The sequence below is a fragment of the Marinobacter lacisalsi genome (assembly GCF_042651045.1).
Classification (GTDB): domain Bacteria; phylum Pseudomonadota; class Gammaproteobacteria; order Pseudomonadales; family Oleiphilaceae; genus Marinobacter; species Marinobacter lacisalsi.
On record NZ_JBHSDI010000046.1, the window covers coordinates 1 to 15644 of the forward strand.

Sequence of the window (15644 nt, forward strand, 5' to 3'; positions counted from 1 at the left end):
ATACGCGAGTCAGTGCCGCCGTCAGAGTGGTCTTGCCATGGTCAACGTGACCAATGGTGCCCACGTTCAGGTGCGGTTTGTTACGTTCAAATTTTGCTTTAGACACGGTTATACCTCTTCCTGTTTCTCAAGTCCTGGGGATCAACCCTTTTTAATGATCGCTTCGGCAATGTTCGAGGGAGCTTCGGAATAACCGGCAAACTCCATTGCGTAAGACGCCCTGCCCTGCGTTGCTGAACGCAGATCGGTGGCGTAGCCAAACATCTCCGACAACGGAACCTCGGCACGGATGACCTTACCCGCAGGACCTTCATCCATACCCAGGACAACGCCGCGACGACGGTTAAGGTCGCCGACCACGTCACCCATGTACTCTTCAGGCGTGACACACTCGACCTTCATGATCGGCTCAAGGATTGCCGGATCGGCTTCCAGTGCGCCTTTCTTCATGGCCATGGAGCCCGCTACCTTGAACGCCATCTCGTTGGAGTCGACTTCGTGGAAGGAGCCGTCGTACAGAATGGCCTTGATGCGCAGCAGCGGATAGCCGGCCAGACAGCCGTTCTGCATCTGCTCTTCAATACCCTGCTGAACCGCCGGAATGTATTCCTTGGGAACCACGCCGCCCACGATCTGGTTTTCAAAGATAAAGTTCTCGCCATCTTCCTCGTCCAGAGGCAGCGGCTCGAGCTTGATCTTGACGTGACCATACTGACCACGACCGCCTGACTGACGAACAAACTTGCCCTCTACATCAACCGCCTTACGAATGCGCTCGCGGTAGGCCACCTGAGGCTTGCCAATGTTGGCCTCTACCTTGAACTCACGCTTCATGCGGTCAACGATGATATCCAGGTGCAGCTCGCCCATACCGGAAATGATGGTCTGACCAGACTCTTCATCGGTACGAACGCGGAACGACGGATCTTCCTGGGCCAGCTTGCCCAGGGCGACGCCCATCTTTTCCTGATCCGCCTTGGACTTCGGCTCGACCGCCACGGAGATGACCGGCTCCGGGAATTCCATGCGCTCGAGAATAATCTTGTTGTTCTCGTCGCACAGGGTGTCACCGGTGGTGACGCTCTTAAGACCAATGGCTGCCGCGATGTCGCCGGCCAGCACTTCCTTGATCTCCTGACGCTCCTTGGAGTGCATCTGCACCATACGGCCGACGCGCTCTTTCTTCTGCTTGACCGAGTTATAGACGGCGTTACCGGATTCCAGCTTGCCGGAGTATACCCGGAAGAACGTCAGCGTACCCACGAACGGGTCGGTAGCGATCTTGAACGCCAGGGCAGAGAATGGTGCGTTATCGTCCGCTTCCCGGACTGCCTCAGTGCCTTCGTCGTCAATCTCGCCACGAATGGCCTTGACTTCGTTCGGCGCCGGCAGGAACTCGATAACGGAATCCAGTACAGCCTGAACACCCTTGTTCTTGAAGGCGGAACCACAGGTCGCAACCACGATCTCGTTGGCCAGGGTACGGATACGCAGGCCCTGCTTGATCTCTTCGATGGTGAGCTCACCTTCCTCGAGATACTTCTCCATGAGCTCTTCGTTGGCTTCAGCGGCTGCCTCAACCATCTGCTCACGGTACATGGCTACTTCGTCAGCCATCTCGGCCGGGACGTCGCGCTGGTCATAGGTAGCACCGGCATCGTCTTCGTTCCAGTAGATCGCCTTGTTACGGATCAGGTCGACGATGCCGGCAAACTCGTCCTCGGCACCGATCGGCAGCTGAATGGGGACGGCATTGGCGCCCAGGCGATTCTTGATCTGAGCAACCACACGCAGGAAGTCAGCACCAGCACGGTCCATCTTGTTGACGAACACCATGCGGGGCACTTCGTACTTGTTGGCCTGACGCCATACGGTTTCGGACTGGGGCTCTACACCTGAGGAACCACAGAATACGACCACGGCACCGTCAAGTACCCGCAGGGAACGCTCCACCTCGATGGTGAAGTCAACGTGTCCCGGGGTATCGATGATGTTGATGCGATGCTCATCGTACTGCTTGTCCATGCCCTGCCAGAAACAGGTGGTAGCGGCGGAGGTGATGGTAATGCCCCGCTCCTGTTCCTGCTCCATCCAGTCCATGGTGGCGGCACCATCGTGAACTTCACCGATCTTGTGGGAGATACCGGTGTAAAACAGCACCCGCTCGGTGGTTGTGGTTTTACCCGCATCCACGTGAGCACAGATACCGATGTTTCTGTATCGTTTGATAGGAGTCTTGCGTGCCACTGTATAAACCTCGGCTGATTAGAAACGGAAGTGAGAGAACGCCTTGTTGGCTTCTGCCATGCGGTGAACGTCTTCGCGCTTCTTAACAGCGGAGCCCTTGCTGTCAGCGGCGTCCAGGATTTCACCTGCCAGTCGCTGTGCCATGGACTTTTCACCACGCTTCCGTGAAAATTCTACGAGCCAGCGCATGGCCAGCGCGTTTTGACGGGAAGGCCGTACTTCTACGGGCACCTGGTAGGTAGCACCACCCACACGACGGGATTTGACCTCAACCATCGGCTGGATGTTTTCCAGGGCCTTCTCGAACATGTCGATCGGCTCTTCCTTGGATTTGTCGGCAACGATATCAAGCGCGCCATAAACAATGCGCTCTGCAACAGCCTTCTTGCCACTTTCCATCACATGGTTGATGAACTTGGCCAGCCGTGCACTGCCGAACTTCGGATCCGGGATAATCTCCCGTTTAGCTGCAACTCTTCTTCTAGGCATCGATAAGCCCTTCTAAAAATTAAGGTCTTCAGGAACCCCTGAGATAGCACGAAGCTACTCAGCCTTACTCTTACCGTTCACAGTGACGATAAAAGACACCCATCAGGGACATCAGGACTTGGGTCGTTTAGTACCGTACTTGGAGCGGCCCTGCTTACGGTTCTGTACACCCTGGGTGTCCAGCGTTCCGCGAACAGTGTGATAGCGCACACCGGGAAGGTCTTTGACTCGACCGCCACGGATCAGCACAACACTGTGCTCCTGAAGGTTGTGACCTTCACCGCCGATGTATGAGGAAACCTCGTAACCGTTGGTCAGACGAACACGGCACACTTTACGAAGTGCGGAGTTCGGCTTCTTCGGCGTGGTGGTGTATACACGGGTGCATACGCCACGACGCTGCGGGCAGGCCTGCAGAGCAGGTACATCGCTCTTGGCTACCCGGCGTTTACGAGGCTTACGTACCAACTGGTTGATCGTTGCCATGTAAGCAAACTCCAAAAAAAACCATTCCAATGAAACTTACCCCCGGCGAACGGGGGTAAAAATTAAGGGCCGCAAGTGTAAGCCCGCGGCCCCGGTCAGTCAAGATGACTGATTTCTTTTTAACCAACCCGGGATCCGTAGTTCCCGGGGGTTACAGTACGCCGGGAATCAATCTTCCCGGTTAAGCTCGGCGCTCAGTGCTTCCACCACATCTTCCGCGGTGACGCCCTGCTCTTCCAGTTCACGCTTACGGCGACGCTCGTTGTGATACGCCAGACCGGTACCCGCCGGAATCAGGCGCCCAACGACCACGTTTTCCTTCAGGCCGCGCAGGTAGTCACGCTTGCCGGTAACGGCACCCTCGGTGAGTACCCGCGTGGTCTCCTGGAACGAAGCCGCCGAGATGAACGACTCGGTCGCCAGGGAGGCCTTGGTGATACCCAGCAACTGGCGCTCGCCCCGGGCGGGCTGCTTGTCGGCTGCAATGGCGTCTTCGTTGGCATCCAGGAAGTGGTGATATTCCACCTGATCCCCGGACAGCAGCGTGGTCTCACCCGGATCGGTGATTTCCACCTTGCGCAGCATCTGACGAACGATAACCTCGATGTGTTTATCGTTGATGACAACGCCCTGCAGACGGTAAACGTCCTGAATTTCGTTGGTGATGTACTTGGCCAGCGCCACAACGCCCAGCAGACGCAGGATATCGTGCGGGTTGGAAGGACCATCAGAGATGACCTCACCCTTCTCCACGGTTTCACCCTCGAATACGTTGAGCTGACGCCACTTGGGAATCAGCACCTCGTACGGGTCGTCATCCTTCGGCGTAATCACCAGGCGTTTCTTGCCCTTGGTTTCCTTACCGAACGACACGGTACCGGTAATTTCGGCCAGAATGGACGGCTCTTTCGGGCGACGGGCCTCGAACAGGTCGGCAACCCGCGGCAGACCACCGGTGATGTCCCGGGTCTTGGAGCTTTCCTGCGGAATACGGGCAACCACATCGCCCACTTCCACGTCGGCACCATCAGCCAGGGTTACCAGCGCATCGGCCGGCAGGAAGTAGTGGGCCGGAGCTCCACCCGGCAGCACCACACCATCACCCTTGGAGTCGATGACCTCGATTGCCGGACGCATGTCCTTGCCTGCCGCCGGACGATCCTTCGGATCGATCACCTGAATGGTGGACAGGCCGGTCAGCTCATCGGTCTGGGTACGGACGGTGATGCCCTGATCCATGCCCATGAACCTGGCCTTACCCTTGCCTTCGGCAATGATCGGGTGGGTATGGGGATCCCACTTGGCCACCACGGCACCGGCTTCCACGTCATCACCATGCTTAACGGACAACACGGCACCATACGGGAGCTTGTACCACTCACGCTCACGCCCCTGCTCATCGGCAACCGCCAGAGCGGAGGAACGGGATACCACAACCAGAGAGCCATCGGTCTTCTCGATGGACTTCATGTTGTGCAGACGGATCCGGCCACCGTGCTTGACCTGGATGTTGTCCACAGCGGAGGCCCGGCTGGCCGCACCACCGATGTGGAAGGTCCGCATGGTCAGCTGGGTACCCGGCTCACCGATGGACTGGGCGGCGATAACGCCGACAGCCTCACCCACGTTCACCAGGTGGCCACGGGCCAGATCACGACCGTAACAGTTGGCACAGACGCCATGGCGGGCCTCACAGGTAATGGCGGACCTTACCCAGACCTCATCCACACCGGCGCCTTCGATCATCTCGATGGTCTTCTCGTCCAGCAGGGTGCCGGCCTCGACCACCGCATTGTCCTTATCAGTCGGCGTGAATACGTCACGCGCGGTAACCCGACCCAGGACACGATCGCCCAACGGCACAACCACGTCGCCGCCTTCGATGTGCGGCGTCATCAGCAGACCTTCTTCGGTTCCGCAATCCGCCTCGGTAACCACCAGATCCTGGGATACGTCTACCAGACGACGGGTCAGGTAACCGGAGTTGGCGGTCTTCAAGGCGGTATCCGCCAGACCCTTACGGGCACCGTGGGTGGAGATGAAGTACTGCAGTACGTTCAGACCCTCACGGAAGTTCGCCGTGATCGGCGTCTCGATGATGGAGCCATCCGGCTTCGCCATCAGGCCACGCATACCGGCCAGCTGACGAATCTGCGCGGGGGAGCCCCGGGCGCCAGAGTCGGCCATCATGTACACGGAGTTGAATGACTCCTGCATTTCCGGCTCGCCGTCCTCACGGAACACCGGCTTGCCGTCAGCATCCACCACCTGCTCCTGGGAGAGGCGATCCATCATGGCCTTGGACACCTTGTCGTTGGCCCGTGACCAGATATCGATAACCTTGTTGTACTTCTCGCCCTGGGTCAGCAGGCCCGAGGAGTACTGGGACTCGATTTCCTTCACTTCGTCGGTGGCCGCATCGACCATCTCGTACTTCTCGGGAGGAATCTCGAAGTCGTTGAAACCAATGGAGGTACCGGAGACCGTGGCGTAATGGAAGCCCATGTACATCAGCTGGTCGGCGAAGATAACCGTGTCTTTCAGACCCGCGATCCGGTAACAGGTATTGATCAGGTTCGAGATCGCCTTCTTGGTCATCGGCTTGTTGACGACCTCGTAGGACAGGCCATCAGGCACGATATCAAACAGCAGCGCACGACCCACCACGGTATCAACGATCACATGCTCGGTCTTGAGCTCTTCGTTCTCGTCGTAGGTGACCTCCTTGACCCGGACCTTGATCTTGGCCTGCAGGTCAACGGCGCCAGCGCCATAGGCACGATGCACTTCTTTCACATCGGCGAATACGCGACCGTCGCCCAGCGCGTTCTTACGTTCACGGGTCATGTAGTACAGGCCCAGAACCACGTCCTGGGACGGTACGATGATGGGCTCGCCATTGGCCGGTGACAGCACGTTGTTGGTGGACATCATCAACGCACGGGCTTCCAGCTGGGCTTCCAGGGTCAGCGGTACGTGTACCGCCATCTGGTCACCGTCGAAGTCGGCGTTGTAGGCCGCACACACCAGCGGATGCAGCTGGATCGCCTTGCCCTCGATCAGCACCGGCTCGAACGCCTGGATGCCCAGACGGTGCAGGGTCGGTGCCCGGTTCAGCATGATCGGGTGCTCACGGATGACCTCGTCCAGGATATCCCAGACCACGCCTTCCTCACGCTCGACCATCTTCTTGGCGGCCTTGATGGTGGTCGCCAGGCCACGGTGTTCCAGCTTGGAGAAGATGAACGGCTTGAACAGCTCCAGCGCCATTTTCTTCGGCAGACCACACTGGTGCAGGCGCAGATAGGGACCGACCACGATCACCGAACGACCGGAGTAGTCCACCCGCTTGCCCAGCAGGTTCTGACGGAAACGACCCTGCTTGCCCTTGATCATGTCGGCCAGGGACTTCAGCGGGCGCTTGTTGGTGCCGGTGATGGCACGGCCACGACGGCCGTTGTCCAGCAGCGCGTCCACAGCTTCCTGCAGCATCCGCTTCTCGTTACGCACGATGATGTCCGGAGCGTTCAGCTCCAGCAGGCGCTTGAGACGGTTGTTACGGTTGATCACACGACGGTAAAGGTCGTTAAGATCGGACGTTGCAAAACGGCCACCGTCCAGGGGTACCAGCGGACGCAGATCCGGTGGCAGTACCGGCAACACGGTCATCACCATGTCACCGGGACGGTTACCGGAGTACAGGAAGGCTTCCAGGATCTTCAGTCGCTTGGTGAACTTCTTGATCTTGGTTTCGGAGTTGGTCTGGGGAATTTCCTCCCGCAGACGATCAACCTCTTCCTGCAGCTCGATATCTTCAAGCAGCATCTTGACGGCTTCGGCACCCATACGGGCATCGAACTCGTCACCAAATTCTTCCAGCGCCTCGTAGTACTGCTCGTCGTTCAACAGCTGGCCACGCTCGAGCGTGGTCATGCCCGGATCGATGACGATGAACGACTCGAAGTACAGGACCCGCTCAATGTCACGCAGGGTCATGTCCAGCATCATGCCGATGCGGGAAGGCAGGGACTTCAGGAACCAGATGTGAGCCACCGGGCTCGCCAGTTCGATGTGACCCATACGCTCACGACGTACGCTGGCGAGGGCAACCTCAACACCACACTTTTCACAGATGACACCACGGTGCTTGAGGCGCTTGTACTTGCCACAAAGGCACTCGTAGTCCTTGATCGGACCAAAGATCTTGGCACAGAACAGACCGTCACGCTCAGGCTTGAACGTCCGGTAGTTAATGGTCTCGGGCTTTTTCACTTCCCCGAAGGACCAGGAACGGATCATGTCAGGTGACGCCAGACCAATGCGGATGGCGTCAAATTCCTTGCTCTGGTTCTGGCTCTTGAGAAGATTCAACAAATCTTTCATCAGTAACAGCTCCGGATGGCGTTAATCTCGGGCGGGCACTGCTGTGCCCGCTCACGCTGCCAAAAAACGATTCGGCTCACTCGGATTCCAGCTCAATGTCGATACCCAGTGAGCGGATTTCCTTGACAAGAACGTTGAAGGATTCTGGCATTCCCGGCTCCATCCGGTGATCGCCATCGACAATATTCTTGTACATCTTGGTCCGGCCATTCACGTCGTCAGACTTGACGGTCAGCATTTCCTGCAGTGTGTAGGCCGCACCGTAGGCCTCAAGGGCCCAGACTTCCATTTCACCGAACCGCTGGCCACCGAACTGCGCCTTACCACCCAACGGCTGCTGGGTAACCAGGCTGTAGGAACCGGTGGACCGGGCGTGCATCTTGTCATCGATCAGGTGGTTCAGCTTCAGCATGTACATGTAGCCAACGGTCACCGGGCGATCAAACTCATTGCCGGTGCGTCCGTCGTACAGCTTGACCTGACCACTGGTATCCATGTCGGCCAGCTCAAGCATATGCTTGACCTCGGCCTCCTTGGCACCGTCAAAGACGGCCGTTGCCATGGGCACGCCACCACGCAGGTTACCGGCCATTTCCATGATCTCACCGTCGCTCAGGCTATCCAGATTCACGCTGGGCACGGCCTCGCTGTGGTTGTAGATCTTGCCCAACAGCTCCCGCACTTCAGTGACCTTCTGCTGCTGCTCCAGCATCGCATTGATCTTGCGACCAAGGCCCTTGGCGGCTGCGCCCAGATGAGTCTCGAGAACCTGACCGACGTTCATCCGCGACGGTACACCCAGCGGGTTAAGGACCACATCAACCGGATTACCGTCCTCATCGTAGGGCATATCCTCTACCGGCATGACAGCGGAAATAACACCCTTGTTCCCGTGACGGCCAGCCATCTTGTCGCCTGGCTGGATCCGGCGCTTGATAGCCAGATAAACCTTCACAATCTTGAGCACGCCCGGCGCCAGGTCATCGCCCTGCTGCAGTTTGCCGCGCTTGTCGTCGAAGCGCTCCTCGTGCTCTTTCTTGCGGTCTTCCAGACCCTGCTCCGACTTCTCGAGCAGCTCGTTGAGCGCCTCGTCCTTCATTCGCAGTTTGAACCACTGATCCCGCTCAAGACCACCCAGGTAGTCCTGATCAAGAACCGCACCTTTCTTCAGGCCAGGGCCGCTGATCACTTCCTGGCCGTCCAGCGCAGAGGTCAGGCGCTCGAAGGTGGCACCTTCCACGATACGGTACTCGTCCTTCAAGTCCTTGCGGTACTGGTTGAGCTGGTCCTGCTCGATGGACAGGGCGCGCTCATCCTTCTCGATGCCGTCCCGGGTAAAGACCTGCACATCGATAACGGTACCGCGGGTACCGGCGGAAACACGAGAGGAGGTGTCTTTCACATCCGACGCCTTCTCACCGAAGATAGCCCTCAGCAGCTTCTCCTCCGGCGTCAGTTGGGTCTCGCCCTTCGGCGTTACCTTGCCGACCAGGATATCGCCAGGACCGACTTCCGCACCGATGTAGACGATGCCGGACTCATCCAGCTTGGACAGCGCGCTCTCACCCACGTTTGGAATATCCGCGGTGATTTCCTCGCTACCCAGCTTGGTGTCACGAGCCACACAGGTCAGTTCCTGGATGTGGATGCTCGTGAAGCGATCCTCCTGGACCACCTTCTCGGAGATCAGGATGGAGTCCTCGAAGTTGTAGCCGTTCCAGGGCATGAACGCGATACGCATGTTCTGGCCCAGAGCCAGCTCGCCCAGGTCTACGGACGGGCCATCGGCCAGCACGTCGCCGCGAGCCACGACATCACCCTGCTTCACGATGGAACGCTGGTTGATGCAGGTGTTCTGGTTGGAGCGGGTGTACTTGGTGAGGTTGTAGATATCCACACCAGCGTCACCGGCCTCGGTTTCAACGTCCGCCACACGAACGACAATACGGGCCGCGTCCACGTCCTCGATCACCCCACCACGGCGTGCGGTCACACAGACGCCGGAGTCCTGGGCGACGATCCGCTCCAGACCCGTACCCACCAGCGGCTTGTCGGCACGCAGGGTCGGAACCGCCTGGCGCTGCATGTTCGAACCCATCAGGGCCCGGTTGGCATCGTCATGCTCGAGGAACGGAATCAGGGATGCCGCCACCGATACCACCTGCCGCGGAGAAACGTCCATGAAGTTCACGTTTTCCGGGGGTGTCACGGTGAATTCGTTCTGCGTTCGAACCGTAACCAGCTCATCGGCAAGGCGACCTTCGTCAGTCAGGGCTGAACTTGCCTGGGCGATGACGAAGTTGCTCTCCTCAATCGCAGACAGGTAGACGATCTCATCGGTCACCTGGCCTTCAATAACCTTCCGGTACGGGCTCTCCAGGAAACCGTAGGAGTTGGTACGGGCGTAGGTTGCCAGCGAGTTGATCAGGCCGATGTTCGGGCCTTCCGGTGTCTCGATGGGACATACACGACCGTAGTGGGTCGGGTGTACGTCACGAACCTCAAAGCCGGCGCGTTCGCGGGTGAGACCACCTGGCCCGAGGGCCGATACGCGACGCTTGTGCGTCACCTCGGAGAGCGGGTTGTTCTGGTCCATGAACTGGGACAGCTGGCTGGAGCCAAAGAATTCCTTGACTGCCGCCGCAACCGGCTTGGCGTTGATCAGGTCCTGAGGCATCAGGCCTTCGCTTTCCGCCAGACTCAGGCGCTCGCGCACCGCCCGCTCGACACGGACCAGGCCTACGCGGAACTGGTTTTCGGCCATTTCACCAACGCAACGGATTCGACGGTTACCCAGGTTATCGATATCGTCAACGTTGCCGTTGCCGTTACGGATATCAATCAGCGTCCGCAGCACATCGATGATGTCATCGTTGGTGAGGGTACCCTCACCGGTGCTTTCTTCACGACCCAGGCGGCGGTTCAGCTTCATACGGCCTACCGACGACAGATCATAACGCTCTTCCGAGAAGAACAGGTTATTGAACAGGTTCTCGGCGGATTCCTTGGTGGGCGGCTCGCCCGGACGCATCATCCGGTAGATTTCAACCAGGGACTCAAGCTGGGTACGGGCCGGGTCGATACGAATGGTATCGGACATGAACGGACCGCAGTCGAGGTCGTTGGTGTACAGGGTCTCGACTTCGGTGATACCGGCAGCCAGAATTTTTTCCATCACCTCTTCGGTGATTTCGGTATTGCACTCCACCAGAACTTCACCGGTCTTGGTGTCGATCATGTCACGGGCAATAACCCGACCGTGAAGGTATTCGGTCGGCACTTCCAGTTCGGTAATACCGGACTTTTCGAGCTGACGGATGTGCCGAGCGGTCACACGGCGACCTTCCTCGACAATGACGGAACCGTCCTTGTCCTTGATGTCGAAGGTAGCAATATCACCACGCAGGCGGCTCGGCACCAGCTCGAGACGGGAGGCTTCCTCACCGACGGTGAACTTACTGGTGTCGAAGAACATCTCGAGCATCTGCTCGGAGGTGTAGCCCAGAGCACGCAGCAGGATGCTGGCAGGCAGCTTCCGGCGACGGTCGATCCGGACGAACACGGAATCTTTCGGGTCAAACTCGAAGTCGAGCCAGGAACCACGGTAAGGAATCACCCGGGCAGAATACAGCAGCTTGCCGGACGAATGGGTCTTACCCTTGTCGTGATCGAAGAAAACACCCGGCGACCGATGCAGCTGGGACACGATGACCCGCTCAGTACCATTGATAACGAAGGTACCGTTCTCGGTCATCAGGGGCATTTCGCCCATGTAGACTTCCTGTTCCTTGATATCCTTGATCGCCTTGTTGGAAGACTCACGATCATAGATGATCAGGCGAACTTTTACGCGCAGGGGTGCGGCATAGGTTACGCCCCGGAGCTGACATTCCTTGACGTCGAATACCGGATCGCCAATACGGTAGCTCACGTACTCAAGTGCCGCGTTGCCAGAATAACTGACAATCGGGAATACGGATTTGAAGGCTGCGTGCAGGCCAGTTTCCTGGCGTGCGTCAGCGTCGGCTTCCATTTGCAGGAAGTCCCGGTACGAATCAAGCTGGATAGCCAGCAAGTAGGGGACATCCATCACGGAAGGCAATTTACTGAAATCTTTGCGAATCCGCTTTTTCTCAGTGTAGGAGTAAGTCATCTGCATTCCCCAGCGTTAGACCTGATACCTGGTATCAAGAAGCAATCATTTACCTGCTTCGGGGCCGATTTGCTCGGCGTACTGCGCTGTCTTGAACAAGACTCTGGCTGTAGGTGACAGAGGCAGACTATCTACTATAGCAACTGCTTCCATCTCTATAGCTTATATACAACAGAAAAAGGCCGGTGGCCCGGAGCCACCAGCCTATCCATGCCTAGCGCACGGAACCGATCAACAATCGGCTATTACTTGAGCTCAACAGAAGCGCCTGCTTCCTCGAGCTTCTTCTTGGCTTCTTCAGCGTCGTCCTTGGAAGCGCCTTCCTTAACGGTGGACGGAGCGGAATCAACCATTTCCTTCGCTTCTTTCAGGCCCAGGCCAGTCAGTTCGCGAACAGCCTTGATGACGTTCACTTTCTTTTCGCCCGGACCGGTCAGAACAACGTCGAACTCGGTCTGCTCTTCAGCGGCAGCAGCTTCGCCACCGGCAGCAGCCGGAGCAGCTGCAACAGCGGCAGCAGCGGATACGTTGAACTTCTCTTCCATTGCTTCTACGAGCTCAACAACTTCCATTACGCTCATTTCGGCAATTGCATTCAGAATATCGTCTTTAGACAGAGCCATGACTTTCTCCAAAAAAAGTAAAAATGGTTTTCAACAGAATCAAGCAGCTTCTTGCTTCTGGTCGCGGACTGCAGCTACTACGCGGGTAACTCTGCCCGGAACGTCGTTCAGGGTGCGTACCAACTTGGTAACTGGTGCCTGTGTGACAATGGCCAGCTGGGTCAACGCTTCATGCAGCGTCGGCAGCGTCGCCAGACGATCGAGTTGCTCCGCGCCCATCAGCTCACCGCCGAAGGCCAGACCTTTGATCTCGAATGCGTCGTTCTCTTTGGCGAAATCCTTCAGCAGGCGTGCGCCGGCGCCAGGATCTTCCATAGAGAATGCCAGCAGGGTCGGGCCGACCAGGGCTTCGTCAATGCACTCGTACTCAGTGCCGCGAATGGCGATCTTGGTCAGGTTGTTACGAACAACCTTCAGACGCACATTTTCGGCACGAGCCTTGGCACGAAGCGCCGTCATGTCACCAGCGGTAACACCACGGTAGTCAGCCATAACCACAGACAGAGCAGTACCAGCAGTCTCGTTGACTTCAGCGACGATCGCCTTCTTGTCTTCGAGTCTAATTGCCACTGGATTTCTCCTCGATTTCGCCGGTTGAATTCCGGCAAACCCATCGTTGCCTTGAAAACAGACGCACTGTCCATCGAAAAGGATGTTCACCACGTCGTTTCTTCAGGCGCCTAACGGTGTTTGGGTTCAGAGAACGTCTTCACACCGTCTGCGCAGGCGTTGCTTTAACCCTTAAGGCCCGGCAAGGTAGCCCGGGCCGCGGGGGCCTGCGGTCTTTGACAGCCTTGGCTTCCGCCTAGACTACAAAGTTACTGCCAACCGGAGATCAGATATTCAGCGAACTCTGGTCAACAGTCAGGCCAGGCCCCATCGTTGAGGACAGTGCCACCTTCTTCAGGTACACGCCCTTGGAAGATGAAGGCTTGGCCTTTTTAAGATCTGCAATCAGGGCTTCAAGGTTTTCCTTGATAGCCTCAGCAGAGAATTCAACATTACCCAGCGGAGAATGGATGATGCCGTTCTTGTCGGTGCGGTAACGAACCTGACCGGCCTTGGCATTCTTGACCGCGGTTTCCACATCCGGCGTGACGGTGCCAACCTTCGGGTTAGGCATCAGGCCACGGGGACCAAGAATCTGGCCCAGCTGACCTACAACGCGCATGGCATCTGGCGTGGCAATAACCACGTCGAAATCCATGTTGCCTTTTTTGACTTCCTCAGCCAGGTCATCCATACCCACGATGTCGGCGCCGGCTTCCTTCGCCTTGTCAGCATTGGCACCCTGGGTAAAGACGGCAACACGTACCGTTTTGCCGGTGCCGTGCGGCAGCACGGTGCTGCTACGGACCACCTGGTCGGATTTCCGTGCATCGACGCCCAGGTTAATGGACACGTCGATAGACTCCTTGAACTTTACGGAGCCACCCACTTCCACCAGAAGTGCAACGGCTTCATCCACGGTGTACGCGCGGGTCGAATCAACTTTTTCACGAATCAGCTTCTGACGCTTGCTCAGCTTAGCCATCTTACAGACCCTCCACGTTCAGGCCCATGCTACGGGCAGTACCAGCGATGGTGCGGACGGCCGCATCCATATCGGCAGCAGTCAGATCGGGCTCTTTGGTCTTAACGATCTCTTCCAGCTGGTCTCTGGTCACAGTGCCCACCTTCTCGGTGTTCGGGCGACCGGAACCACTCTTGATACCGGCTGCTTTCTTCAGCAGAACCGGTGCCGGCGGGGTCTTGGTAATGAAGGTGAAGCTGCGGTCACTGTATACGGTGATCACTACCGGCGTCGGCAAGCCAGGCTCGATATCCTGGGTCGCAGCGTTGAACGCCTTACAGAATTCCATAATGTTAACGCCGTGCTGGCCCAACGCGGGGCCCACGGGGGGACTCGGGTTGGCCTTACCGGCAGCAACCTGAAGCTTGATATACGCTTCGATTTTCTTAGCCATGATGTTCTCCTAATGGGTGCAATCGCCTTTCGGCTCCCCGGTTTTCAGACACAAAAAGCCCGCTTCACCAGTGTGAGCGAGCCTTTCGCTTCAGAGGCAGGTCAGTCCTTCTCGACCTGGCCGAACTCCAGCTCTACCGGAGTGGATCGGCCAAAGATCAGAACCGCCACCTTGACACGACTCTTGTCGTAGTCGACTTCTTCCACCACGCCGTTGAAATCGGCAAACGGCCCTTCCACGACCCGGACAATCTCGCCCGGCTCGAACAGTGTCTTCGGCTTCGGCTGATCCACACCACTTTCAACGCGGCGGAGGATGGCCTCGGCTTCTTTCTCGGTTATCGGAGCGGGCTTGTCTTTGGTGCCACCGATAAAACCAAGAACACGCGGCGTATCCCTCACAAGGTGCCACGTTGCGTCATCCATTTCCATCTGGACAAGCACGTACCCGGGATAGAACTTGCGCTCACTCTTGCGCTTCTTCCCGTCACGCATTTCAACGACTTCCTCGGTCGGAACCAGGACATCGCCAAACTTGTCTTCCATGCCATTCAAAGCGATACGCTCTTTCAGCGTTCGCATGACATGCTTTTCAAAACCGGAATACGCCTGAACCACAAACCAGTGCTTAGCCATTGCCTGCCCCTGCTTATCCGATGAAACCCTGAACGAGGAAACCGATGAACGAGTCCATACCCCACAGGATGAGCGCCACTACAAGCACAAACACAACCACAATCGCTGTGGTCTGTATCAACTCGGGACGAGTTGGCCAAACAACCTTGCGTATCTCAACCCTGGCTTCTTTCAACAGCGTCGCGAAACGACGCCCGCGATCGGTCTGCAGCGCCACAAAAGCGGCAACCAGGGCCAGCGCCACCAACCCGAGCACTCGATAGAGCACTGATTCGGCACTGAAATACTGATTGCCGACTACTCCTACGGCAATCAAAACGAAAACAACCAGCCACTTGACTACATCAAAGCGACTGGTCGACTGTTGGGCTTTTGACTCCATAGGAATCAGCTTATGTATCCAGACGTGTTATAAATGGCAGGCCAGGAGGGAATCGAACCCCCAACCTGCGGTTTTGGAGACCGCTGCTCTGCCAATTGAGCTACTGGCCTGCACCGAAACCTTTTAAGCGGTGCAACAAAAGGGCCACCAAAGGCAACCCCCTTGCTTTCAGATCATCGAAGCAACTTACTCGATGATCTTGGAAACCACGCCGGCACCAACGGTACGGCCACCTTCGCGAATCGCGAAGCGCAGGCCATCTTCCATGGCGATCGGAGC

General features: G+C 57.4%; 13 protein-coding genes and 1 tRNA gene. All 14 read right to left on the reverse strand.

Annotated features, from left to right (window positions below):
* Nucleotides 1-106, reverse strand: a 106-nt coding sequence (locus tag ACFOZ5_RS13635; protein WP_379888184.1) for a GTP-binding protein, incomplete at its 3' end; no start/stop codon positions are given.
* A 35-nt stretch (nucleotides 107-141) separates the two neighbouring features.
* Entirely contained in the window at nucleotides 142-2247 is a 2106-nt protein-coding gene (gene fusA, locus ACFOZ5_RS13640) for an elongation factor G (protein WP_379888210.1), read from the reverse strand.
* 18 nt (nucleotides 2248-2265) lie between these two features.
* Nucleotides 2266-2736: a 30S ribosomal protein S7 gene (gene rpsG, locus ACFOZ5_RS13645; RefSeq protein WP_036203340.1), complete on the reverse strand. Its 471-nt coding sequence runs from the start codon at nucleotides 2734-2736 to the stop codon at nucleotides 2266-2268.
* Between the two features lie 111 nt (nucleotides 2737-2847).
* A complete protein-coding gene (gene rpsL, locus ACFOZ5_RS13650; protein ID WP_189577124.1) occupies nucleotides 2848-3222 on the reverse strand; it encodes a 30S ribosomal protein S12 in 375 nt (124 codons plus the stop codon).
* 168 nt (nucleotides 3223-3390) lie between these two features.
* Nucleotides 3391-7605 (reverse strand): DNA-directed RNA polymerase subunit beta', encoded by a 4215-nt coding sequence (gene rpoC, locus ACFOZ5_RS13655; protein WP_379888212.1) that lies wholly within the window; start codon nucleotides 7603-7605, stop codon nucleotides 3391-3393.
* Between the two features lie 76 nt (nucleotides 7606-7681).
* Entirely contained in the window at nucleotides 7682-11758 is a 4077-nt protein-coding gene (gene rpoB, locus ACFOZ5_RS13660) for a DNA-directed RNA polymerase subunit beta (protein ID WP_379888214.1), read from the reverse strand.
* Between the two features lie 245 nt (nucleotides 11759-12003).
* Nucleotides 12004-12381, reverse strand: a complete 378-nt coding sequence (gene rplL, locus ACFOZ5_RS13665; protein ID WP_379888216.1) for a 50S ribosomal protein L7/L12 — start codon at nucleotides 12379-12381, stop codon at nucleotides 12004-12006.
* A gap of 39 nt (nucleotides 12382-12420) precedes the next feature.
* Nucleotides 12421-12951, reverse strand: a complete 531-nt coding sequence (gene rplJ, locus ACFOZ5_RS13670) for a 50S ribosomal protein L10 (RefSeq protein ID WP_379888218.1) — start codon at nucleotides 12949-12951, stop codon at nucleotides 12421-12423.
* Nucleotides 12952-13216: 265 nt separating this feature from the next.
* On the reverse strand, nucleotides 13217-13915 hold the full coding sequence (rplA, locus tag ACFOZ5_RS13675) for a 50S ribosomal protein L1 (RefSeq protein ID WP_379888220.1): 699 nt from the start codon (nucleotides 13913-13915) through the stop codon (nucleotides 13217-13219).
* A 1-nt stretch (nucleotide 13916) separates the two neighbouring features.
* Complete coding sequence (gene rplK / locus ACFOZ5_RS13680) at nucleotides 13917-14348, reverse strand: 50S ribosomal protein L11 (protein WP_379888222.1); 432 nt, start codon at nucleotides 14346-14348, stop codon at nucleotides 13917-13919.
* 101 nt (nucleotides 14349-14449) lie between these two features.
* Entirely contained in the window at nucleotides 14450-14983 is a 534-nt protein-coding gene (gene nusG, locus ACFOZ5_RS13685) for a transcription termination/antitermination protein NusG (RefSeq protein ID WP_379888224.1), read from the reverse strand.
* Between the two features lie 13 nt (nucleotides 14984-14996).
* Nucleotides 14997-15365: a preprotein translocase subunit SecE gene (secE, locus tag ACFOZ5_RS13690; RefSeq protein ID WP_379888226.1), complete on the reverse strand. Its 369-nt coding sequence runs from the start codon at nucleotides 15363-15365 to the stop codon at nucleotides 14997-14999.
* A 34-nt stretch (nucleotides 15366-15399) separates the two neighbouring features.
* Nucleotides 15400-15475 (reverse strand) — tRNA-Trp (locus tag ACFOZ5_RS13695).
* Nucleotides 15476-15551: 76 nt separating this feature from the next.
* A partial coding sequence (locus tag ACFOZ5_RS13700) for an EF-Tu C-terminal domain-related protein (RefSeq protein ID WP_207545791.1) occupies nucleotides 15552-15644 on the reverse strand: 93 nt, incomplete at its 5' end.